Origin of the sequence: Rhizobium leguminosarum (assembly GCF_010668065.1) — a bacterium.
Lineage (GTDB): Bacteria > Pseudomonadota > Alphaproteobacteria > Rhizobiales > Rhizobiaceae > Rhizobium > Rhizobium leguminosarum_S.
The window spans coordinates 494,347-515,938 of sequence record NZ_WUEN01000003.1 but is presented as its reverse complement, the minus strand read 5'-3'; the positions used below and the strand labels follow the sequence as shown (position 1 = coordinate 515,938).

The 21,592-nt window shown below is 61.6% G+C and carries 22 protein-coding genes; 14 read left to right on the top strand and 8 right to left on the bottom strand.

The genetic code is table 11. The features are described from left to right. Positions 1–19 precede the first annotated feature (19 nt). Both GR198_RS10850 and GR198_RS10845 read right to left on the bottom strand, forming a co-directional pair. Positions 20–1,039 carry a GntR family transcriptional regulator gene (locus GR198_RS10850; protein ID WP_164068862.1) on the bottom strand — a complete coding sequence of 340 codons (1,020 nt, stop codon included), beginning with the start codon at positions 1,037–1,039 and terminating at the stop codon, positions 20–22. A 126-nt stretch (positions 1,040–1,165) separates the two neighbouring features. Further along, positions 1,166–1,375, bottom strand: coding sequence for a hypothetical protein (locus GR198_RS10845; RefSeq protein WP_246711085.1), 210 nt, complete (start codon positions 1,373–1,375; stop codon positions 1,166–1,168). Between the two features lie 210 nt (positions 1,376–1,585). On the opposite strand from GR198_RS10845, the gene GR198_RS10840 reads away from it, so the two are divergent. From GR198_RS10840 to GR198_RS10780, 13 genes are all read left to right on the top strand, one after another. Then, positions 1,586–2,674, top strand: coding sequence for an ABC transporter ATP-binding protein (locus GR198_RS10840; RefSeq protein ID WP_204337062.1), 1,089 nt, complete (start codon positions 1,586–1,588; stop codon positions 2,672–2,674). 37 nt (positions 2,675–2,711) lie between these two features. Then, positions 2,712–3,611 (top strand): ABC transporter permease, encoded by a 900-nt coding sequence (locus GR198_RS10835; protein ID WP_062942047.1) that lies wholly within the window; start codon positions 2,712–2,714, stop codon positions 3,609–3,611. A gap of 1 nt (position 3,612) precedes the next feature. Then, positions 3,613–4,458 (top strand): ABC transporter permease, encoded by an 846-nt coding sequence (locus tag GR198_RS10830; protein ID WP_029875719.1) that lies wholly within the window; start codon positions 3,613–3,615, stop codon positions 4,456–4,458. Then, positions 4,458–5,195 carry an SDR family NAD(P)-dependent oxidoreductase gene (locus tag GR198_RS10825; RefSeq protein WP_164051304.1) on the top strand — a complete coding sequence of 246 codons (738 nt, stop codon included), beginning with the start codon at positions 4,458–4,460 and terminating at the stop codon, positions 5,193–5,195. The genes GR198_RS10830 and GR198_RS10825 overlap by 1 nt, the downstream gene beginning before the upstream one ends. Before the next feature lie 13 nt (positions 5,196–5,208). After that, positions 5,209–5,982 (top strand): SDR family NAD(P)-dependent oxidoreductase, encoded by a 774-nt coding sequence (locus GR198_RS10820; protein WP_164068859.1) that lies wholly within the window; start codon positions 5,209–5,211, stop codon positions 5,980–5,982. Positions 5,983–6,085: 103 nt separating this feature from the next. Continuing rightward, the gene (locus GR198_RS10815; RefSeq protein ID WP_003550275.1) at positions 6,086–7,321 is read left to right on the top strand and encodes an ABC transporter substrate-binding protein; all 1,236 of its coding nucleotides are present in this window, start codon (positions 6,086–6,088) and stop codon (positions 7,319–7,321) included. A 107-nt stretch (positions 7,322–7,428) separates the two neighbouring features. Further along, entirely contained in the window at positions 7,429–8,538 is a 1,110-nt protein-coding gene (locus tag GR198_RS10810; protein ID WP_164051303.1) for an ABC transporter ATP-binding protein, read from the top strand. Positions 8,539–8,591: 53 nt separating this feature from the next. Further along, positions 8,592–9,473 (top strand): polysaccharide deacetylase family protein, encoded by an 882-nt coding sequence (locus GR198_RS10805; protein WP_007812620.1) that lies wholly within the window; start codon positions 8,592–8,594, stop codon positions 9,471–9,473. Between the two features lie 12 nt (positions 9,474–9,485). Then, positions 9,486–9,818, top strand: coding sequence for a hypothetical protein (locus GR198_RS10800; RefSeq protein ID WP_029875725.1), 333 nt, complete (start codon positions 9,486–9,488; stop codon positions 9,816–9,818). Further along, positions 9,811–10,851, top strand: coding sequence for a CobW family GTP-binding protein (locus GR198_RS10795; protein WP_164068858.1), 1,041 nt, complete (start codon positions 9,811–9,813; stop codon positions 10,849–10,851). The genes GR198_RS10800 and GR198_RS10795 overlap by 8 nt, the downstream gene beginning before the upstream one ends. Next, positions 10,848–12,062 (top strand): ABC transporter substrate-binding protein, encoded by a 1,215-nt coding sequence (locus tag GR198_RS10790; protein WP_164051301.1) that lies wholly within the window; start codon positions 10,848–10,850, stop codon positions 12,060–12,062. Before GR198_RS10795 ends, GR198_RS10790 begins: the two co-directional genes overlap by 4 nt. 19 nt (positions 12,063–12,081) lie before the next feature. Then, on the top strand, positions 12,082–13,455 hold the full coding sequence (locus GR198_RS10785; RefSeq protein WP_164068857.1) for an amidase: 1,374 nt from the start codon (positions 12,082–12,084) through the stop codon (positions 13,453–13,455). Positions 13,456–13,500: 45 nt separating this feature from the next. Further along, on the top strand, positions 13,501–14,469 hold the full coding sequence (locus GR198_RS10780; RefSeq protein WP_164026940.1) for a cyclase family protein: 969 nt from the start codon (positions 13,501–13,503) through the stop codon (positions 14,467–14,469). 130 nt (positions 14,470–14,599) lie between these two features. Here GR198_RS10780 and GR198_RS10775 read toward each other — a convergent pair whose 3' ends face one another. The 3 genes from GR198_RS10775 to GR198_RS10765 form a co-directional block, all read right to left on the bottom strand. Further along, positions 14,600–15,106 carry a DUF1097 domain-containing protein gene (locus tag GR198_RS10775; RefSeq protein ID WP_164068855.1) on the bottom strand — a complete coding sequence of 169 codons (507 nt, stop codon included), beginning with the start codon at positions 15,104–15,106 and terminating at the stop codon, positions 14,600–14,602. Between the two features lie 148 nt (positions 15,107–15,254). Next, a complete protein-coding gene (locus GR198_RS10770; protein WP_164068853.1) occupies positions 15,255–16,007 on the bottom strand; it encodes an SDR family oxidoreductase in 753 nt (250 codons plus the stop codon). A gap of 20 nt (positions 16,008–16,027) precedes the next feature. Next, a complete protein-coding gene (locus tag GR198_RS10765) occupies positions 16,028–16,912 on the bottom strand; it encodes an NmrA family NAD(P)-binding protein (protein WP_164068851.1) in 885 nt (294 codons plus the stop codon). A 150-nt stretch (positions 16,913–17,062) separates the two neighbouring features. Between GR198_RS10765 and GR198_RS10760 the strand changes: the two genes are divergently transcribed. Then, positions 17,063–17,998, top strand: a complete 936-nt coding sequence (locus tag GR198_RS10760) for an AraC family transcriptional regulator (protein WP_164068849.1) — start codon at positions 17,063–17,065, stop codon at positions 17,996–17,998. Between the two features lie 47 nt (positions 17,999–18,045). On the opposite strand, the gene GR198_RS10755 is transcribed toward GR198_RS10760, so the two are convergent. The 3 genes from GR198_RS10755 to GR198_RS10745 all read right to left on the bottom strand — a co-directional run bounded on the left by GR198_RS10755 (position 18,046) and on the right by GR198_RS10745 (position 21,349). Beyond that, on the bottom strand, positions 18,046–18,720 hold the full coding sequence (locus GR198_RS10755; protein ID WP_164068847.1) for a DedA family protein: 675 nt from the start codon (positions 18,718–18,720) through the stop codon (positions 18,046–18,048). Positions 18,721–19,214: 494 nt separating this feature from the next. Further along, positions 19,215–20,609 (bottom strand): sensor histidine kinase, encoded by a 1,395-nt coding sequence (locus GR198_RS10750; protein ID WP_164069049.1) that lies wholly within the window; start codon positions 20,607–20,609, stop codon positions 19,215–19,217. Next, positions 20,609–21,349, bottom strand: coding sequence for a response regulator (locus GR198_RS10745; RefSeq protein WP_164068845.1), 741 nt, complete (start codon positions 21,347–21,349; stop codon positions 20,609–20,611). Before GR198_RS10745 ends, GR198_RS10750 begins: the two co-directional genes overlap by 1 nt. Positions 21,350–21,592 lie beyond the last annotated feature (243 nt).

Below are 21,592 nucleotides of genomic sequence, written 5' to 3'. Positions count from 1 at the left end.
GACGACGATGGCCGATCGATCACTCGACGTGCGTCAGGTAATCGGCGGTCACGCTCGGGCCGGGGATGATGGCAACGATCTTCATCTGGGCGATCATGCGCTTCATCGAGGCGTCGAGATGGGTCTCCAGCATCGCGGCGGCCGCATCGACGGCGCCGCGCATCAAAAGCTCGACGATCAGCCGCATCTCGGTAATCGCGGTCGGATCATCGGGCAGGCCGAGATGACGCAGCAGCCGTTCGGCGGCGTTGACGGGCAAAAGGTTGTTGCGGATCAGTTCCCGCGTCTTCTCGTTTGCCGTCGTCAGCACGCAGATGTCGATCATCTGCTCCTGGAGTTCCTCGAGCTTTTCGAGGTGGTCGACCTGCTGCGAAGCTTCGAGGCCGGCCAAGCGGGTGAAGAGTTCGGTCAGGCGTTCGCGATCGACGGCGGCAGCGCCGGCCTTGAGCGCCGCGGGCTCCAGCATGCGTCGAAGCGTGAAGTGATCCTTGATCGTCTGGGCCGTCAACGGGCCAGCGATCCAGTGGGAACTCTGGTTCTTCCGGACGAGGCCGCGTTCCTGCAACCGGCTGAGGACGTCACGCACGACCGTGCGGCTGACCTTGAAATGATTGGCGAGTTCGATCTCGATGATGCGGTACTGGCCAAAGACGACGCAGCCGGCCACGTCGCGCTCGACCGTGTTGTAGATGCGCGCCCAGGACGACCGGCTCTGCAACGCCTCGTCGGCATGCTGGGCGATGACGAGGCCAAAGGACTTGATATCTGTTCGGTTCGGCGTGAGGCCCGCATCCTGAGGGCCGACCAGAAAGCCACGCCCCTGGAAGCGGTGGACGAGGCCATCGGCCTCCAGACGAAGCAGGGCGCGCTGCACCGGCGCGCGCGACGTTTGGAGAATATCGGCGATCGGCCCCTCCAGCAGGACCAGACCCAGCGGCAGCTGCCCGCCGACGATGTTGTCGCGCAGGATGTGCTCGGCAATCTCGTACCGACGCTGGGCCGTCTGTGCTGGGAGATTGCGTATCATTGGGCGGGGCATCCTCCATCCAACCGCGGATGGCAACAAAATCGAAATTCTCTTTAGTGTATTTCGCAGTTTCGGACTATGTCAAAATAAATGTCTTTTGCATACCGAAATTGCATTTTCTGCGAGAAGGGGAGCGGGCTACACTTTTTTGTCCCGCTGGGCCGCTTCCTCGTCGAAAGGGTCTGGCGGTGCGGAGAGCTGCGCATGGAAAGCGCATTTGATGCAGAAATATGCGACTTTTTCCGAGTATTCGCCGAAAAAATGCGCATAGCGAGCCGGAGCATTCATCTCTCCTTTTCGAGTTTTGCCATCTATCGATGCCATCATTTTATGACTTCGCGTTGCCATGCACAAAATCTCAACGGTTTCCAAAAAAGCCTATTGAATACAAAAACCATTTATGTCATCAATTCAGCATAGGAATGCCGCTAGAAGCATTCCTGGGGTGAACGACAAAAACGTCAGACTGCCGATCGATTTCCGCCGCGTGCTTGACTGCGCGCGAACGGTTCCGGCTGCCATGTCGCAGGGATGCGGCGGCAAGCGTGCTGACGCAAGATGGAGAGGCTCTTGTCTTCGGTTCTCAAGCTCGCGGGTGTCACCAAGGCCTATGGTACGCTGAACGCGCTCGACGGCATCGACCTGTCGCTGCCGAACGACAGCTATGTTTCGCTTCTGGGGCCGAGCGGATCGGGAAAGACGACGCTGCTGCGCGTCATCGCCGGTTTCGAGCAGCCGGATCTCGGCACCGTTATTTTCAAAGGCCAGCGTATCGAGACGGTGCCGCCGCACCGGCGCGACATCGGCTTCGTCTTCCAGAATTTTGCCCTCTTTCCGCATCTTTCAGTCTCCAGGAACATTGCCTTCGGGCTGGAAAACCGCGTCGAAAATCCGGTGACCGATCCTGCTATCGTGCAGGCTAGGGTCAAGGAGATGATTGCGCTTGTCGGCCTGTCGGGCCTCGAGGATCGCGGCGTCGCGCAGATCTCCGGCGGTCAACGGCAGCGCGTGGCGCTGGCCCGCACGCTGGTGACCGAACCGTCGCTGGTGTTGCTCGACGAGCCGCTAGGCGCACTCGACGCCAATCTTCGTGCCCGCATGCGCAGCGAGCTCAGGCTGATCCGCGAGCGCTGCGGCGTCACCTTCCTGCACGTCACCGGCAGCGAGAGCGAGGCGCTTGCCATGGGCGACATGGTGCTGGTGCTCGACTGCGGCCGGATCGCGCAGGCGGCAGACGCCGATACGATCTACAACCGGCCGAAGTCGCTGTCGGTGGCGGGCTTTCTCAACTGCTACAATCTTTTCGAAGGCCGGCTCGCCGGGGAGAGCTTCCTCGGCCCCTATGGTGCTTTCCCGCTCGGCGACCAAATGCAGTTCCGCGACGACCGCACAGGCTACGCGATCCGCTACGACCGTGTTGCGATCCGCGCGGCCGAAGCGCCTGTTGCCGATGACGAGGTGAAGCTCGAGGCGACCTTCGTCGCCGACGAATATTCGGGCGCCGCGATCAACTCCTTCTTCTCGCTCGATGACGGTCGCGTCTTCGAAGTGGAATCTCATCTGAGCCAGAGCATGCCGCCTGCCTGTGCGCCCCAGTCGCGCTACGCGCTCGTCTGGAAGCGCCGGGATGCCCTCGTTTACGCCTGACACTCTTACCGCGCAACGCGGGACGGGAGACTGATTGATGTCGATAAGTGCCACAACAGCCGAGACCGAGACCACCGTGGAACCGGTCAGGAAGGCATCCGGCAAGACGCTCTGGCTGTTGGCGCCGGGCGTCATCTGGATGCTGCTTTTCCTGGTAACGCCCATCCTGATGATGATCTACGTGTCCTTCTGGACGCAGACCACCTTCAAGATCACGCCTGATCTCACCATCAAGAGCTGGGTGACCTTCTTCACTACGGACACCTATCTCAGCGCGCTGTGGACGACGGTCAGGATCTGGTTGATCGTGCTTGTCTCGACGCTGGTCGTCGGCTATCCGGCAGCCCTCTATGTCGGCCTCTTCGTCAAGAACAAGACGATCCAGACGGCGCTTCTCGTCCTCTGCGTCATCCCTTTCTGGACCTCCTTCCTGATCCGCGTGCTCGCCTGGCGGCCGATGCTGGGCAAGGAGGGGGCGATCAATCTCATCCTGCAGGGTCTCGGCATCATCAACCAGCCGATCGAGGTGCTGCTGTTCTCCGAACTCTCGGTCATCATCGGCATGACGCAGATCTATTGCGTCTTCATGGTCGGGCCGATCGCCTTCATGATGGGCCGCATCGACCAGAGCGTCATCGAAGCGGCGCAGGATCTCGGTGCGGGCTTCTGGCGCATCTTCCGCACTATCATCCTGCCGCTCACCATGCCGGGCGTGGTGGTCGGCGCGATCTTCGTCTCCGTCATGGTGCTTGGTGAGTTCGCGACTGCCGCCGCCCTCTCCGGCCGCAAGGTAAACCTCCTCGGCAATATCATCGTCACCCAGGTCGGATCGCTGAAATGGGCCTTCGCCGCCGTCGTCGGCGTCGTGCTCACCGTGCTCATGGGCATTGTGGTCGCAGCACTCCTGCGCGTCGTCGATCTCAGGAAGGAGCTCTGACATGCAGGCAGGCGGCATCAAGCTTTCACTCGGCGTCTACACCGCGCTCTTCCTAATCTTTCTTTACGCACCGATGGTGGTGCTCGCCATTCTGTCTTTCCAGACAGGGCCGGAAGGCGGACCGCAGTTCCCGATCATCGAATGGTCGACCTACTGGTACAAGCATCTCTTCGGCCTGACGCCGCCGTCGCGCATCGCGCCGCTGCCGATCAACGAAGCCCTGGTCCGCTCGCTGGTGCTCTCGGTGATGACGATGATCGTCTCCACCGTGCTCGGCGTCACCTCGGCACAGGCCTTCCGTCGCCGGTTTCCCGGCTCGGGCGTCGTCTTCTACCTGATCGTCCTCGGCATGATGGTTCCCGGCGTTCTGGTCGGCCTCGGCATGGCGCTGGTCGCCAACGCGCTCGGCATCGACCGGCACTGGTGGGGAACGGCCTTCGTGCTGCACGTGGTCTATACCTACCCCTTCGCCTTTCTCGTCATGCTGGCGATCCTCAACCGCTTCGACCAGAGCGTCGAGGAGGCGTCGTGGTCGCTCGGCGTGTCGCCGGCGCGCACCTTCCGCAAGGTGACGTTCCCGCTGATCTTTCCGGGCGTGCTCTCGGCCATGCTCTTTGCCTTCACGCTGTCCTATGACGAATTCTCGCGCACTCTGTTTGCGTCCGGCCGCGACCTGACGCTGCCGCTCGCCATTTACGGCACCTTCTCGGTGGAGGTGCATCCAAACGTCTTCGCCTTTGGGGTGCTTACGACGATTTTCTCTTTCGCGCTGCTCGGCGTCTACGCCGTTCTGATGATGCTTTCCATACGCCGCGCCAAGCGAGTCGCGATCCAGGAGGAGGCGTGATGCCGATACCTTCAGCTATCGTCACGGGTGCAGGATCCGGCATCGGCCGCGCGATCGCAGCCCGGCTGTCGCAGGACGGCTATGCCGTGCTCGTCAATGATCTCCACCTCGACCGCGCACAGGCGGTAGCCGACGAGATCGCGATTGCCGGCGGGAAGGCCGTTGCGGTTGCCGGCGACGTTTCTTCCGAGACGGATACGGCGAACGTCTACGACGTCGCAGTTTCGGCCTTCGGCCATCCCCGGTTGCTCGTCAACTGTGCCGGCATCGTCCACCAGGCACTGTTCGAGAACCTCGAACTCGCGGATTTCGACCGGATGTTCGCGATCCATGTGCGCGGTACCTTTCTGATGACCAAGCTGGCTTTGCCATCGATGCTCGCCGTCGGCGATGGCGTCATCATCAACGTCGCTTCGCAGCTCGGCCAGATCGGCGGCATCGAACTCGTCCATTATGCCGGCGCCAAGGCGGCGATCATCGGCATGACGAAATCGCTCGCCCGCGAGGTTTCGAACCGCGGCGTGCGCGTCAATGCCGTCGCCCCGGGGCCGATCAACACGCCACTGGTGCGCGAACTCTCGCAGGAATGGCGCGTCCGCAAGGCCGCCGAGCTGCCGCTCGGCCGTTTCGGCGAGCCGGAAGAGGTTGCCGCCACCGTTTCGTTTCTCGCATCGCCCGCCGCCAGCCTGTTCGTCGGCCAGACGCTTGGCCCGAACTCCGGCGACGTCATGCTCTAGTCAGGAAAACAGAATGACCACGATCTCTTCGACACCCCGCATCGTACTGATCACCGGCGCCGGCATCGGCATCGGCAAGGCGACTGCCAAGGCATTCGCCGCGCTCGGCGACCACGTGATCGTCACGGATGTCCTGAAGGTCGAGGGGCGCGCCGCCGTGGCGGAGATCGAGGATGCGGGCGGCGCGGCCGAATTCATCGAACTCGACGTCCGCTCGACGTCGGCCGTCGATGCCCTGGTCGCCGACGTGGAGAAACGTTACGGCCGCCTCGACGTGATTATCGCCAATGCCGGCATCGCCCACAAGACACCGCTCGATGTGCTCGACGACGACAAGTGGGAGCTGACCTTCGACATCGATCTCAAGGGCATCTTCCGCGTGGTCCGTGCGGCCGTACCGGGCATGAAGGCACGCAAATCAGGCGCGGTGGTGGCTCTTTCCTCGATCATGGGTGTTGCCTACGGTTGGGACGAGCACGTGCATTATTCCGCCGCCAAGGCCGGTGTCGTCGGCCTCGTGCGCGGCCTGGCTGTCGAACTCGCCCGCGACGGCATCCGCGTCAACGGCATGGCGCCCGGCTACATCCGCACCGCACAGCTTCTATCGGAAGAGAACTCGCTCGGACCGAAGGGCGCGGAAGCGGCAAGCGCCTTCATCCCGATGGGGCGGCTCGGCGAACCGGAGGACATTGCCGACGTGATCGTCTTCCTGGCGTCAAACAGCGCAAGATACATGACCGGCCAGACGCTGGTCGTGGATGGAGGGCTCCTCGTGGGCCGATACTGACGGCGGGCGCGTCAGGCCTGATCCCGCCCTGACGCCGAGGCTGGACGAGAACGATGGGTGGTCATGAAGGCCATCCCGGGGAACAAAAAACCGGAGAACGACAATGACAATTTCGATGGACATGAATCGACGTTCACTGCTGAAGCGATCCGCAGGCGCGATGGCGCTTGCCATCGGCGGCGGCACGCACTTCCTCTCTTCGCGGGCGGCCTATGCGCAGGCCGCCAGCCTCGCCGGCGAGCAGTTGCGCACGATCGGCCTTTCGGTCACCGTGCAGGAACGCATCCTGGCCGATTTCAAGGCGGCAAGCGGCGTCGGCACGACATCAGGCACGGCGGCGACCTTCCCGGACGCGCAGACCCGGATCCTCTCCGGTTCGAAGGACTATGACGTCTGGGAAACGATCGGCGAGCGCCTTCCCTCCGTCGTCATGACCGACAATGCCGACCCGATCGAAACCGCGGGCCTGAAGAGCTGGTCGAATATCCGCGAGATCTTCACCAAGCCTGATCCGAAGTTCGACCCCAAGGCGCAGATCGTCGGTCAGATCTGGACGGACGAGACGCAGACGGCGCTCTGGATGGTGCCTTCGGTCTTCAACTTCGATTCTGTCGGTTACAATCCGGAGGTGCTCTCCGACGAGGAAGCCAACAGCTGGACGGCGATCTTCGACAGCAAGTACAAGGGCAAGTCCGGCCTCAACACCGACCCGCTGACGGCCTTCGGCCAGGCGGTCATGGCGATGAACACGCTTGGCCTCTCCAATGTCAAAAACCCCGGCAATCCGACCGCCGCGGAAATCGACGAAGCCGCGAAGTTCCTGATCTCGAAAAAGAAGGAAGGCCAGTTCCGTGCGCTCTGGGGCGATTTCGGCGAACTCGTCAACTTCCTGGCATCCGGCGAAATCGTCGTCTGCGACGCCTGGCAGCCGGCGGTCATGGCCGTCAAGGCGCAGGGAAAGCCCTGCAAATACGCCATCCCGAAGGAAGGCTATCGCGCCTGGTCGATCGGCAACACCATGCTGAAGGGCACGCCGAACAAGGAGGCCGTCGTCGCCTATGCGGATTACTGGCTGTCGGGCGAACCAGGCATCACTGTGTCCGAGCAGGGCTATTATTCGCCGACCACCAACATCAAGGAGAAGATGGCGCCGGAGAAATATGCCTTCTGGTACGAAGGCAAGCCATGGGTCGGTGCGGCTGAGCGCGGCATCAAGGAGGGCGATCTGCGCGACGGCGGTTCGCTCGAGACCCGCGCGGCAAACGTCGCCTACTGGCACCAGTGGCCGGACGAATACGACCACCTCATCCAGAAGTGGGACGAATTCCTCAGCGCCTGATGCGTTACCCCCAGCGCCCGGGCATCCCACGCGAGATGCGGTGAGGGCGCCACCTGGCAGGCGGCTCCGGTCGCCTGTCCTTTAACCCGCAACCCGGAATGACCGACATGATACATGACCTCGAGCTCTACCAGATCGGCAAGGTCTACGACAACGGAACGCCGGCCGTGATCGATTTCAACCTCACCGTCGACAAGGGCGAGTTCATCGCGTTCCTCGGCCCGTCCGGCTGCGGCAAGACGACGACGCTGCGGATGATCGCCGGCTTCGAAAGCATCTCCTCCGGCAATCTGATGGTCAGGGGCGAGCGGATCAACGATATCGGCCCGGCGCAGCGGCCGACCTCGATGATCTTCCAGAATTATGCGCTCTTCCCGCACATGACGGTGCGCAACAATATCGGTTACGGCCTCGACGTGAAGCGGATGGAAAAGGCACAACGCAATGCAAAGGTCGATCGCATTCTCGAAAAGCTCGGTCTCGAGGACGTCGCCGACAAGCGCTGCGACAAGCTTTCCGGCGGCCAGCGACAGCGTATCGCGCTTGCGCGTGGCCTCGTGGTCGAGCCAGATATCCTGTTGCTCGACGAACCGCTCGGCGCCCTGGACGCCAACCTGCGCAAGACGATCCAGAGCGAATTGAAACTGCTGCAACGCGAGCTCGGCGTGACGTTCGTTTTCGTGACCCACGCCCAGTCCGAGGCGCTGGCGCTTTCCGACCGGATCGTCGTGATGAACCAAGGCCGGATCGAACAGATCAGCCCGCCGCATCAGCTCTATACGCGTCCGAACACGCCTTTCGTCGCGCAGTTCATCGGCCGCAACACGATCTTCAAGGGTGCGGTCAAGGGCCACGAAAAGGGACATGTCATGGTCGACACGCCGCTTGGCCTTCTCGCCGGCGATGCCAATGGCGCGGTCGCAGACGGAGATGCGGTGAGCGTCGTGATCCCTGCCGAAGCAGTCGAGGTGCATGCGCTCGACGGGGGCGGCCGCGACGCGATCGCTGAGGCCTCCAGCGGCAATGTCATCGACGCCAGGATCCGCCGCTTCGACGTCGTCGGGCATATCTCGCATCTTTCGGTCGCCCTGCCGGACGGACGCATGCTGGCGCTCGAAGCCCATGTCGACAAGTATCCGCCCGGCGCGTTTCCAGTCGATGCGCTGGTTGCGCTCGCCTTCAAGCCCGAAAACGCCACCGTCATTCCCGCCCATTGAAAAGCCGGCCGATCAAAGCCGGATCAACGAGAACATCACAAGGAGACCCCGCAATGGCAAAAGAAATCTTCTGCAGCTTCGGCATCGACGTGGACGCCGTTGCCGGCTGGCTCGGCTCGTATGGCGGCGAAGATTCGCCTGACGATATCTCGCGCGGCCTGTTTTCCGGCGAAGTCGGCAGCCCGCGGCTGTTGAAGCTGTTCGAGCGCTTCGGCATCAAGACCACCTGGTTCATCCCCGGCCACTCGATCGAGACGTTCCCGGAGCAGATGCAGGCCGTCGCCGATGCCGGCCACGAGATCGGCATCCATGGCTACACCCATGAAAACCCGATCGCCATGACGCGCGAGCAGGAGACGGAGGTGCTCGACAAGTGCATCGATCTCGTCACCAAGCTCTCGGGCAAGCGGCCGACCGGCTATGTGGCGCCCTGGTGGGAATTCTCCAACGTCACCAACGAACTCCTGCTCGAGCGTGGCATCAAGTACGACCATTCGCTCATGCACAACGACTTCACGCCGTATTATGTCCGCGTCGGCGACAGCTGGACCAAGATCGACTATTCGAAGAAGCCGTCGGACTGGATGGTGCCGCTGAAGCGCGGTCACGAGACCGACCTGATCGAGATCCCGGCATCCTGGTATCTCGACGACCTGCCGCCGATGATGTTCATCAAGAAGGCCCCCAACAGCCACGGCTTCGTCAATCCGCACGACATCGAGCAGATGTGGCGCGACCAGTTCGACTGGGTCTATCGCGAAATGGATTACGCCGTCTTCCCGATCACGATCCACCCTGATGTCGCCGGCCGGCCGCAGGTGCTGATGATGCTGGAGCGTCTCTACGCCCACATGATCAAGCATCCCGGCGTCAAGTTCGTGACGATGAACGAGATCGCCGACGACTTCGCCAAACGCTTCCCGCGCAAGAAGTAAGAGGCAAAGCCGATGTGTTCGCTCTGCGGCATTTTGGGTGGCAACGAGCACTGGGCCGACGCGGTCGCGCGGCCCGGGGTCTATACCCGCTCCGCCGAGCGGATCGACCGCCGGCGCGAGCGCGCCCGCCGTGTTGCGATCGCCAACTGCATTCTCGACGCCTTCGGTCTCTCCATCTCCGACTGGCAGGGATCCTCCTTCCTGCTGTCGACCCGGACCGGAAAGACCGAGATCATCGAAGATCTCGGACATCTTTGGCCGGCGGCCGAGCGGCTTGCCGGCCGGCCGCTCGATCCGCTGGCCGAGCCGCTTCTCGACCGGCTGGAGGCGAACCGCCATGGCTGATGCGTTTCCGGCCTTCACGCCCGTCACGTTGCTGACCGGTTTTCTCGGGTCCGGCAAGACGACGCTGCTGCGCCGGCTCTTGACCGATCCGGCGCTCTCGAACGCCGCTGTGCTGATCAACGAATTCGGCGAGGTCGGCCTCGACCATCACCTGCTCGAGCGCATCGACGAAAACATGGTGCTTTTACAGTCCGGTTGCCTTTGCTGCACGGTGCGGGGCGAACTGGCCGATGCGATCCGCGACCTGCATTCGAAGCGCGAGCGCGGCATCGTCCCGCCCTTCGACCGGATCATCATCGAGAGCACCGGGCTTGCCGATCCTTTCCCCGTCCTTTCGACGTTGAAGGCGGATCCGGTTCTGCGGCATCATGTCCGGTCCTCGGGCGTGATTGCCACCGTCGATACCGTCAATGCGGGGATGCAGCTTGCCGCCTATCGCGAACCGATGCGGCAGGTGGCCGTGGCCGACCTTTTGGTGCTGACCAAGGCCGATATCGCCGAGACCGGTCAGGTCGCGCGGGTTACGGCGATGATCCGGCAGATCAATCCGGATGCGCCGATTGTCCTTTCGTCGGACGATGTCGTCAGTCTGATGGAGGACATGACAACCGGCCGCGCCGAGGCAATGCAGTCGCCGGGCGGCTTCTATTGCGATGACCCGGGGCCGGTTCTTGCCAGCGACCATTCCGGTGGCATCCGGTCCTTCGTGCTGGTGAGCGAAGGCACGGTCGACTGGACAGCCTTCGGGATCTGGCTGACCATGCTGCTCAATCGGCACGGCGACCGTATCCTTCGGGTCAAGGGTATTCTCAACATCGAGGGCGAGGACTTTCCGGTCGCGATCCACGGCGTGCAGCATCTGGTCCATACGCCCGTCCATATGCAATCCTGGCCCGGCGGGGACCGGCGTTCCCGCATCGTCTTCATCGTCGACGGCATCGCCCCCGCGGCGATCGAGCGATCGTTTGACGCCTTCAACGGGCTCGGCGTGGCAAAAGTCGCGCCGAAGCGGATCGAGGAGTTGCAGCCATGAGAAAAATGCCGACGCCGAAGAGCTTTCCGACGCCCGCCCTGCATACAGAGGGCCGGATCAAGCTGCGCATCCTCGGCACGGCGATTTCGCTTCTCGAAGAACTTCGGCTCGGTGCCGAGCGCGATCTCGGCATGGATATAGAATTCGACAATCAGGACTTCATGACCGCCCAGCACAAGGCGGCGCTGGAGCCGATGACCTACGACATCTACGACCAGTGCTTCCACAACCTCGATATCGTCTGGTACTGGCGCGCCGTCCAGCCGATCGACATCGAGCGGATCACGCTTTGGGACGAGATCACCGATCTGACGAAAACGGGGCGCATTGGACCGAATGCGCGGATCGGGCAGGGCGATGCGCCGGTGACCAAGCTATTCGTGCAACCGAACCTGGCGCTTGCCGAAACGCCCTCGCAACGCATCTCGATGCTGCCGACGACGCATAATTTCGACAGCTTCGCCTACCGCACCGATGCGGCCAATTCCAACCAGATGACCTCCTGGGCTGCATTGCTCGACCCGCGTTGGCACGGGCGCGCAGCGCTCGTCAACGAGCCGGCGATCGGCATCTTCGACGCCGCACTTGCGGCGCAGTCGGCCGGGCTGATGACCTTTAACAATCTCGGCAACATGAGCGTTGAGGAAATCGATCGGTTGCTGTGCATTTTGGAAGAGCGCAAGAAGGCCGGCTTTTTCCGCGGCTTCTGGCGTTCGGCCGAGGACGCGGCGAACCTGATGACGAAGAGCGACACGCAGATCCAGTCGATGTGGTCGCTAGGGATCAGCAAGCTGAACCTGCGCGGCTTTCCCGTCGAACTCGCCAATCCCGCCGAGGGTTACCGCGCCTGGCATGGCGGGCTCTGCCTGTCGAAACGGCTCTCCGGCCGGCTGCTCGACGCGGCCTACGATTATCTCAACTGGTGGATCTCCGGCTGGCCCGGCGCGGTGGTGGCCCGGCAGGGTTATTACATGTCGACGCCGACACGCTCGCGGCCGCACATGACGCCGGCCGAATGGGACTATTGGTACGAGGGCCTGCCGGCCGCGACCGACCTGCCAGGCCCCGACGGCCTCCTCCGCGTCAAGACGGGTGCGGTGCGCAGCGGCGGCTCCTACTGGCAGCGCGCCAACTCGATCGCCGTCTGGAACACGACCATGGACGAACACAATTATTTGGTGCGCCGCTGGATGCAGTTCGTGGCGGCGTGAGCAGAACTGGAACTACAGAATGACCCTTTCTTACGGCTCCCTCTCGATCGCCCAGCTCTCCACCCTCATCCAGGGCGGCAGTGCCGATCCTGTCACGGTGGCGGAGCAGGTCTTAGACGCGATCGAGAGCCATGACGACAAAGCGATCTTCATCTCGCTGACGCGGGAGCGGGCGATGGCGGAGGCGCATGCCTCGTCGAAGCGGCTGAAGGATGGTCGTTCGCTTGGCTTGCTCGAAGGCATTCCGGTCGCCTGGAAGGATCTCTTCGATGTTGCCGGCAGCGTCACGGCGGCGGGGTCCAGGCTGCTTCTTCGCGATCAGGCGCCGGCCGCACTCGACGCCGCCGTCGTCTCCGCGCTGGCTTCGGCGGGCATGGTGGCGACGGGCCGGGTCAATATGAGCGAGTTCGCCTTTTCCGGCCTTGGCATCAATCCGCATTTCGGCACGCCGAAAAACCCTCGCAGCACCGATGTCGCCCGCATTCCGGGCGGCTCGTCCTCCGGTTCGGGCGTGGCGGTGGCATCAGGTCTCGTGCCGGTCTCGATCGGTTCCGACACCGGCGGTTCGGTGCGTATCCCGGCGGCGCTGAACGGTATCGTCGGCTACAAGGCGACGCGCGGACGATATCCGATGACCGGCGTGTTCCCCCTTTCCGGCAGCCTCGATTCGCTCGGACCGCTCTGCCGCTCGGTGCAGGATGCCGTCTGGATCGATGCCGCGATGCGCGGAGCCATGGCACCGACGGCCAGTCGCCGTCCGCTCGCCGGGCTTGAGGTCGTCATTCCCACCAACGTCGTCTTCGACGCTGCCGAGCCGGGTGTCGTTGCGGCCTTCGAAGCGGCGGTTGAGCGTTTGTCCGCCGCCGGCGTCATGTTCACGCGGCTGGAGATCCCGGCCTTCGCGGAAATTCTGCAGCTGACGGCCAGCCACGGAGCCCTGGTGACGGCAGAGGCCTACTGGCTGCATAAGGCGCGGATCACCGGGCCGGATGCCGGACTGATCGACCCGCGTGTGGTCTCGCGCACCCGCTTCGGTGAGGAGATCACCCTTTCGCACTACCTCGACATACTCTCCGCCCGCACGCAGCTGATCGAAGCGGTGGACCGGCTGGTCGGCGACCGGCTAATTGCCTTCCCGACCGTCGCGCATGTGGCACCGCTGCTCGAGCCGCTGACGACCGATGACCAGCTTTTCGTGGCGACCAACGGCAAGACACTGCGCAACACGCTGCTCGGCAATTTTCTGGACTGGTGCGGGGTGTCGATCCCTTGCGGGGCAGGTGACGCCGGCATGCCGGTCGGCTTCCTGCTGTCGGGGCTGGCGCGCGGCGACGAGCGGCTGCTGTCGGTGGCGCTCGTCGCCGAACCGGTCATTCGCGGCGAGACAATTTGAAGGCAGTCGCTCCGGCGGCTGCGAACATGAACAAGGAGAGTTGCAATGTGCATGGCGTGTTATGTCGACGAAGCGACCAAGAGCAAGATCATCGCTTACAATGCCGAATTCCATAAGGTGACGAAGAGCCCCTATGGCAGCGACGACGAGATCGGCATGCTGAACCTGATCGACGCGAAGTCGCGTTCGGCGATCATCGGCCGCACCGATGCCTCGAAGGTCTTCGACCTCTCGGTCGACCATTTCGTCGGCATGCCAGGCTGGTTCGGCGCCGGCGACCAGCCCTACCAGATCTGGATGACCCACACGCCGCAGGGCGAGATCGTCGCCAACACCATGGGCGTGACGCGCCAACAGAACGAACTCGTCGCCTATTCCGGCGACAGTATCTCGATGTACACCCATTGCGGCACGCATATCGATACGTTCAACCACTTCGGCTACAATGGCGAAATCTTCAATGGTTTCACGGCGCGGGATCACCTCGGCAGCCGAGCCTGGGATATTTGTGGCCCGGAAAAATATCCACCGATTTTTGCACGCGGTATTCTTCTCGATATCGCGGCTATGTATGGCGTCGATACGCTGCCGCCGAGCCATCCAATCGGCAAGGCCGACATCGAGGATTGCCTGAAGAAGCAAGGGCTGAAGATCCTGCCCGGCGACGTGGTGCTGCTGCGCACCGGCCAGATGCTGCTGTGGCCCGATATCGCCTTCACCAAGAATACGCCCGGCCTCAACCGCGAAGGCGCGGAATATATCGCCAAGCACGGCGCGGTCATGATCGGCGCCGACAACCTGACGCTGGAGCAGACGCCGTCGGCGCACGAGCTCAATTTCTTCCCGGTCCATACCTATCTGCTGGCGGAAGCGGGCGTGCCGATCCTCGAGATGGCCTATCTTGAAGAGTTGGCTGGCGACAAGCTCTACGAATTCGCCTTTTTTGGCGCATGCATCAAGTTGCGCGGAGCCACCGGTGCACCGATGCGGCCGGTGGCGATGCCGCTGAACTGAACGCAAGGCGTATGTGGGGAAGCGAAAATGAAAACAGTGGACGGGAGGGCGGTCTGCTGTCGGTTTCACGAGGAACATCCAACCCTGATGTCATTGCACCAACGGAAGATCAATCGGCGGTGCCGGGCCTCTACTCTGCCCAGCGTCGGTTGAGCGCCTGGCAAGTGTAGCCAGCCAACCCGCCGATTGATGTCGCACCGGTGAGGTGGAGGAAAGACACGGCTGTCATGTCGAATTCGGCCGCAAACCATGTCACCATACCAAGGAACCAAGCGAGCATATTGCCGGTGACGTGCTGCGTTCGCAATCCGACGATCAAAAGGGCGACCAGGAAGACGACCAGCGGCAGGGCCAGATGTCCCAGCGAAGGAATTAGCATCCCGGTCAGAATTCCCGATACGGCGCCGATGGCAAGACCTAGCCACAGGCACAGCATGGCGGCAAGGCTGTTGGTCAGCGTGGTCGGTCGAGTGAACCACGCGATAAAACCGGCGAACATGACCCAGACCTCCAACGCGAGTGCCGCGCTAAGCCACGCGGCGAAGGCCGCGACGACGGAAGCGATGACGGTCCAAAGAATGAATTTTCCACGCGTCTGACGGTGAACAGCGGTGGGCTGATTTTGAACATTGCTCATGCTGACATTCCTTCTTTTCTGTCTTCTGAAGAAGTGGGAGAAAGTTCGCTCGCTCGCGCATGTGCGATGAGCGCCATGACTTCGCCTGGCAATCCCCGACCTCCGATCTTTAGCTGTTGCGATGACGCTCCTTGAACGGCGCCACGGCCTAACGCCCGTTAAAGAGCGCAAAGCGCTGCGCATAGTCGCCATCCCGTTCGGCAAAGCGCTCTCCTCTGACACGCTCGACAAGGATTTCTCCGCCAGGCGGATTGGGATCGGCAAGGAGTTGCATCACTTCGGTGATGTAGGCGGCAAGCGGCATGGCATGGGGATCGCTCAGCTGATGCGGGCCGCTTAGTTCCGTCTGAACATAAGGCGGAGCCAGTTCGAGTACCTCGATTGACGAGCCGCGAAGTTGGACGCGCAGCGATTGCAGCCAGGAATGCAGGAACGCCTTGCTGGCGCAGTAGGTCGGGAAATTGTTGCGTGGCACGAAGGCAAGACCGGATGTCGTGGTGATGATCGCTGAATTCGGTTTCGTCTTGAGTGCCGGCAGTAGGGCCGCCGTCATATGCAGCACGCTCATGATGTTGGTCTCGATGATGTCGCGCGAGACCAAGAGATCGGGCTCGGCCGTCAGGCTCTCGGGCCGCGAGATGCCTGCATTGTTCACGAGGACATTCAGCTCCGGGATTTTCTCTCGGACACGTGCCGCGAAGGCTTCGATCGCGGCCGGGTCCTGCACGTCGAGCTGAAAGGCGAGCATTCCGGGATTGGCCGCCGTAGTTTCATCGAGGCGGCGTTGGCGGCGGCCGGCGATGATGACCTGGTTGCCGAGCCTGTGAAAGGCTTCGGCAAGGCCCCGGCCGATGCCGCTGGTGCCGCCGGTGATGAGGATGGTATTGCCTGTCATCTGCATGATGTCGTTTTCCTTGAAGGTCAGCCGAGGAGTGCCGGTCGCAGAACGTCTTCGCACCATTGGCGGAAGCTGGTCGGAGTGGTGTTCTCAGGCGTTCTTTCGATGCCGAGGTCGAGGCCCTGGTTCTTCGCATCGGCCATGTCGGTCATCCCCTGGGCCATCGCTTCGGAGAAGCCGAACTGCAGGAAGCGAGCCTTGTAGGTTTCGAAAGAAATTCGTTGGTACCGGACTGGATTGCCGAGAACGTCCGATATGATCTCTGCCATATGGTTGAAGGAGATGTTCTCTGGCCCGAGAACCGCGACTTCTTCCTGGCCGCTCCAGCTGGCGTCCAGCAGCAAGCGGCTCGCCACGGCGGCGATGTCGCGGGTGGCGCAGCTTGGCAATTTCAAATCACCGGAAATCGGCGAGAAGAATACGCCCTGGTTCTTGATCGACGTGGCCTGCATGAGAAGATTGTCCATGAAGGACGGCATGGTCAGCGCCCGAAAGTCGATGCCGGTGCTGGCGATCAGATCGTCCATAGCCAGCGAGCCGGTGACGTAGCCGGCATCTCCGGCGAGCGGCGTGGTCCGCCCGAGTGCGGTGATACTGACGACGCGTTTTACACCCTTGGCCTTCAGGGCGGCCGCGGCGGGACGTGAAAAATCCACATAGGCGGCCATGACGCTTTCCGCTTTCGCATCCGCAGGCGCCAGCCAGAACACTGCCTCCGCATCTTCGAATGCGCGGTTCACGGTACCCGCGTCCGCATGAGAGCCCTGAACAACCTCGACCGTGTCACGGATGGCGTCTGGCAACTTGGTAGGATCGCGCACGATAACGCGGACCGAAGCGCCGTGCTCGAGCAGGTGTTCCACGACCTGGTGGCCGATATCGCCCGTGGGGGTAGTGACGACAATCATGATATGCTCCTTGGTGGCTGCGCGAGGGACCATGTGACCTTATTGCCAAGCCTCATCCCGTCGAAACCCATGCCTAGATAAGTAAGGCATTGTTAGCGGACGCTCCATGCTCTACAGTCGCTACTATCGTCGCGATCGTCCGGAAATGTCATGGACCCCCTCTCTGAGTTCCTCAGCCTGCTGAAGCCCACAAGTACAATCTCGTCTGGCTTCGAAGCCACGGGAGACTGGTCGATCCAGTTCGGCGACCAGCAACGCCAGATCAAATGCTACGTGATCCTGTCCGGTGGCTGCTGGTTGGCCGTTGACGCTATTGGCGAGGTGGTGCGCCTCGAAGAAGGCGACTGCTTCGTCCTGCCGCGCGGCCTGCCTTTCCGGCTCGCGAGCGATCTGGACCTGCCTTCGGTCACGGCCTCAACAATCTTTCCTCCCGCCCGTGCCGGCGGTGTGGTGACCGTCAATGGAGGCGGCAGTTTTTCTCTCGTGGGTGCGCGTTTTGCGGTCGGCGGCAATCATGCCGACATGCTGCTGGAAATGCTGCCGCCCATTGTCCATCTTCGCCAGGAAGCGGAGCGGGAGGCCTTGCGGTGGGCGATCGAACGCATGATGCAGGAGGTCCGTTCGCATCTGCCAGGCGGCTACCTCATGGCGCAATATCTTGCGCATATGATGCTGCTTCAGGCGCTCCGCATTCACCTGGCCAAAGATCATCACGGCACAGGATGGTTCTGCGCTTTGGCTGACAAGCATTTGAGCAGCGCAATTCGAGCCATGCACAGCGAGCCTGCAAAAAACTGGACATTGGCGGAACTCGGTGAGACCGCCGGCATGTCCAGATCGGTGTTTGCGGAGCGCTTCAAGGCCGCCGTCGGCGAAACACCGCTCGAATACTTGTCCCGATGGCGTATGCTGCTTGCCTGCGACCGTCTCGAGAAGGGCGACGATCCGATTTCGGTTGTCGCGCCGGCGTTGGGCTACCAGTCCGAAAGCGCCTTCAGCAAGGCGTTCAAGCGCGTCGTTGGATGCTCGCCGCGTCAGTATCGCGGACAGGGAAACTTTGCTTCTGAAACGCGACCGGCAGACTGAGCGGCTCGGGACCGTTCGTGGCGCCCTTAAGACGCTTGTCGAACCCTTCACCGCCCTTTCATGGAGACGGCAGTCGGCCGACACGTCGCCGGACGGTGCTTCGAGATATGCTTCAGAGCAGCCATCACAAGCATTATGACGGCCTCGGCGGTGACGAGCGCGGCGAACAGACCGAATCCGATTTCCGAACCGGACCAACCTTTGAGATGCAAGGCATAGCCGGCACCCGCCAAAACACTGACCCAGACCAGCGCGCCGAGCGCCGTCGCAAGCAAAAATGACCTCAGCGGCAATCTCAGGACGCCAGCTGGCAGCGCGTGGAATATTCGCACGGTTGGCACCATTTGACCAAGCACGGTGATCATGAAGGGATTGCTGCGATAGGATACGGACATCTGCTCATAGAGAGGCGTTTTGAGAAACAGCCATTTTCCATAGCGCTCGACGAAGGATCTCACACGGTGCTCGCCGATAGCGGCGCCGACACCATACCACCCGAGTGCGCCGCCGATCGACCCTGTTGCGCCAATCAGGCATCTCATGACGAGGTCTTCGATCGTTGAGGCTCCGGCGCCGATCGCTGGAAACAAAACATAAGACGGCAGCACGGGAATGAATTTCTCGACCAGGGATGCGAGAAACACGCTTTTTAGATCGACGACGTTGAGCAAGGCGCTAATCCACTCACCAGTCACATCGATATTCATGACACAGCCTTTCATGTCTCCCTCCGAAGGGCGAGTCCGTTGGAATAACTGGAATTTTTTGGATTATGATCAGGAGGACAGTTGCGCGCCGTTCGGAGCTGACCGAAGCCGAAACAGTCTCCATGACCAGCGGGAGGGGCATGATGTCCGCACGGACCGATGGTGATAACCAGGCGATAATCCGCCGAGCCAAATGCGTTTCGGAGATCGGATACCGAGCACGGGACGGAGGTCAGATAACCGGCGTCGGTCAGTCTGGTGGCGATCGGAGAGGCTGCGGCCCGTTGCAGAAAAGACCAGAATGAAGTGCGCGAGTTGGTGATTCATGGCGATATCCTCGGCTGAGTATGGTGCCACGATACGCAAACGGCGGGGTTCTGTGTGTTTGAATAGATTTAGTTTTATTTCGGGGAAAATGACTGGCGGGATGGGAAACCTCACATTGAGGAATGCGAGCGGCGCTTGCGCGCGTCGGCCTCGCCCGGCCAATGCCCTTTCCCGAACCGGCTCTAAGCTGTTGCCCGGCTCGCATTACTCGCGAGCTGGGGCGGCGAGACCACGGAAGTTGCATCTTCGACCGGTAGGTCGATGTGAACTATGAGACCATGGGGTGAGGCGTTCATGAGCTCGGTCTTACCCCCATGAGCCCGGACAATGTCATCGACGATGGAAAGCCCGAGGCCAAAGCCGGTTCGATCCGAAGACGTCCGGGCAGTATCGACCTTAAAGAAGGGTTCAAGCACCCGCGTGTGCAGGTCGGCAGGCAGGCCAGGGCCATCGTCCTTCACGCTGATGCGCACCGATCTGTCCTCAAGTACGGACAGGGTAACGGTGACCTGCTGGGCGAACTTGGTGCTGTTCTCCACGAGGTTAGTCACGGCGCGCGCCAGCCAGCGCGGCTTGCAACGATAGGCAAAACGTTCGGGGCCCGAATAATGGACGTTGTAGCCCATGTCGGTAAAGTCGGCACACACGGTATCCAGCAGGCTTGGCAGATCGGCGTTGAGAAGCTTCTCTGCTCCCATCTCCTTGCTGAGGTAAATCAGGGTGTCGTCGATCATATCGCTGAGAGCCGCGATGTCGGCGAGAAAGGATGCTTTCAGTTCCGGTTGATTGGATCTTTCTGCCCGTAATCTCAGGCGTGTCAATGGCGTGCGGAAGTCGTGACTGATCGCACGCAACATACGCGTCCGATCCTCGATCATGCTTCGCACACGGCTGCGCATGTCGTTCAGCGATTTCGCGAGAGTGTGTATTTCGGCCGCGCCATTCTCATCGAACGGGCGGTCTGGTCCCTCGTCGCGCTTCAGCGTTTCAGCGGCCGCGGCGAACTTCAGGAGTGGTGCGGTGATCGTCGACGCGGCATAGAGCGACACAAGGAGAATGGGGACGATCACGATCATGACCTTCAAGGCAAGGTTGATCTGTTTTTCGGTGATCCAGCTAGCGGTTGGAGGCGGGGAGGGCTGAAAAGCGAGCGCCCTGCCATCACCAACGGCAACCACGATTACATTGTGCAGCTTGCCGGTCGACGTGTTTGTACGGAAACTTGTCAGGATCGGATCGGGCAGGTTGTTCCTCACGAGCTGTCGAGGGTCTGTCCGTGAGATCGACAGGTTGGGGTCGTTGCCAAACTCGGCGGGTGAAACCTCCTCCACCTTCAGCCCAGTGTTAGAAACTATGGCGAAGAGCGCCGCCAGTTGTTCCGGCGTTTCAGCAGCACGTACCTGCTCGGTCACCATCTCGATTTTCAAGGCGGTGCCGCGCCCGTAGGAAAGGCTTTCTGGTTGGTAGAGTGTCAAAGGCTGGGTCAGGATCAGCAGGAGGGCAACGAGGATAACCGGTGCGATCGCCGAGGCTGCGATCTGCCACCGGATCGATCCGGCCTTCATCCGCTTCAGCATCATCGGCTCTCCACCTTCGGAGTGAACAGGTAGCCGCCTAGGCGAACGGTCTTGATGAACGTCGGCTCCCGGACATTGGGCTCGATCTTCTGACGCACGCGGCTGACATGGACGTCGACGCTGCGCTCGACCGGGCCCGCGAGACCCGCATGCGTTAGTCCCAGCAACTGTTCTCGTGTAAGAACCCGGCCTGGATTGCGGCAAAAGGCCAGAAGCACGTCGAACTCTGCCGTCGTCATCGAGACATGCACGCCATCCGGGCTAATGAGCTGACGTGGCACAGGATCGACCACCCATCCGGCAAATTCCATGGGGTTTCGAGGAGCACGCTGATCGGTGCTGTAGGATGCGCGCCGCAACAGCCCTTTGATGCGAGCCATCAGCTCGCGAGGATTGAACGGCTTGGTGATGTAGTCGTCAGCGCCGAGCTCGATCCCGATGATCCGATCGATATCGTCTTTCAACGCGGTGAGCATGATGATCGGTGTGACGGATGCCGCCCTGAGACGCCGGCAAATGCTGAAGCCATCTTCGCCAGGCAGCATCGCATCGAGCACGACAAGATCGAAGGACTGGTTGCTCATCACGACGTCCATGTCGGCCGCAGAGCCTACCGCGATTGCCTCGAAGTTGTTGTCGCTCAACATTTCCACCACCATCGAGGCGATCTCGTGGTCATCCTCGACAAGCAGAATGCGCGAACCGGTTTCCGGGGCGACGAGATGCAGATGCGCGCTCATAATGTGCCTTTGGTCCAGGAAGTTTCCGATCGCTCAGGCACTATAATCGCCCAATACCCACGGGCGGTCACGGGCAGATTTGTTTTTTAATATTAAGCCAACTTCGCATCCTGATGCTGATCGAGCGAAATCCATAGCCGGTGGGAGCGCACCCAAGGACAAGCCAGGATGGGCCGGCAACATCTCTTAACATCACAAAACCCAAGCCGGCCTCCTGCTCTGAGATAGTGCGGTCAGCAAGCA

Coding starts and splice junctions, on each gene's coding strand:
- GR198_RS10850 (WP_164068862.1), bottom strand. CDS start 1,039: ATGCCCCGCCCAATGATACGCAATCTCCCAGCACAGACGGCCCAGCGT.
- GR198_RS10845 (WP_246711085.1), bottom strand. CDS start 1,375: ATGGCAACGCGAAGTCATAAAATGATGGCATCGATAGATGGCAAAACT.
- GR198_RS10840 (WP_204337062.1), top strand. CDS start 1,586: ATGGAGAGGCTCTTGTCTTCGGTTCTCAAGCTCGCGGGTGTCACCAAG.
- GR198_RS10835 (WP_062942047.1), top strand. CDS start 2,712: ATGTCGATAAGTGCCACAACAGCCGAGACCGAGACCACCGTGGAACCG.
- GR198_RS10830 (WP_029875719.1), top strand. CDS start 3,613: ATGCAGGCAGGCGGCATCAAGCTTTCACTCGGCGTCTACACCGCGCTC.
- GR198_RS10825 (WP_164051304.1), top strand. CDS start 4,458: ATGCCGATACCTTCAGCTATCGTCACGGGTGCAGGATCCGGCATCGGC.
- GR198_RS10820 (WP_164068859.1), top strand. CDS start 5,209: ATGACCACGATCTCTTCGACACCCCGCATCGTACTGATCACCGGCGCC.
- GR198_RS10815 (WP_003550275.1), top strand. CDS start 6,086: ATGACAATTTCGATGGACATGAATCGACGTTCACTGCTGAAGCGATCC.
- GR198_RS10810 (WP_164051303.1), top strand. CDS start 7,429: ATGATACATGACCTCGAGCTCTACCAGATCGGCAAGGTCTACGACAAC.
- GR198_RS10805 (WP_007812620.1), top strand. CDS start 8,592: ATGGCAAAAGAAATCTTCTGCAGCTTCGGCATCGACGTGGACGCCGTT.
- GR198_RS10800 (WP_029875725.1), top strand. CDS start 9,486: ATGTGTTCGCTCTGCGGCATTTTGGGTGGCAACGAGCACTGGGCCGAC.
- GR198_RS10795 (WP_164068858.1), top strand. CDS start 9,811: ATGGCTGATGCGTTTCCGGCCTTCACGCCCGTCACGTTGCTGACCGGT.
- GR198_RS10790 (WP_164051301.1), top strand. CDS start 10,848: ATGAGAAAAATGCCGACGCCGAAGAGCTTTCCGACGCCCGCCCTGCAT.
- GR198_RS10785 (WP_164068857.1), top strand. CDS start 12,082: ATGACCCTTTCTTACGGCTCCCTCTCGATCGCCCAGCTCTCCACCCTC.
- GR198_RS10780 (WP_164026940.1), top strand. CDS start 13,501: ATGTGCATGGCGTGTTATGTCGACGAAGCGACCAAGAGCAAGATCATC.
- GR198_RS10775 (WP_164068855.1), bottom strand. CDS start 15,106: ATGAGCAATGTTCAAAATCAGCCCACCGCTGTTCACCGTCAGACGCGT.
- GR198_RS10770 (WP_164068853.1), bottom strand. CDS start 16,007: ATGCAGATGACAGGCAATACCATCCTCATCACCGGCGGCACCAGCGGC.
- GR198_RS10765 (WP_164068851.1), bottom strand. CDS start 16,912: ATGATTGTCGTCACTACCCCCACGGGCGATATCGGCCACCAGGTCGTG.
- GR198_RS10760 (WP_164068849.1), top strand. CDS start 17,063: ATGGACCCCCTCTCTGAGTTCCTCAGCCTGCTGAAGCCCACAAGTACA.
- GR198_RS10755 (WP_164068847.1), bottom strand. CDS start 18,720: ATGAAAGGCTGTGTCATGAATATCGATGTGACTGGTGAGTGGATTAGC.
- GR198_RS10750 (WP_164069049.1), bottom strand. CDS start 20,609: ATGCTGAAGCGGATGAAGGCCGGATCGATCCGGTGGCAGATCGCAGCC.
- GR198_RS10745 (WP_164068845.1), bottom strand. CDS start 21,349: ATGAGCGCGCATCTGCATCTCGTCGCCCCGGAAACCGGTTCGCGCATT.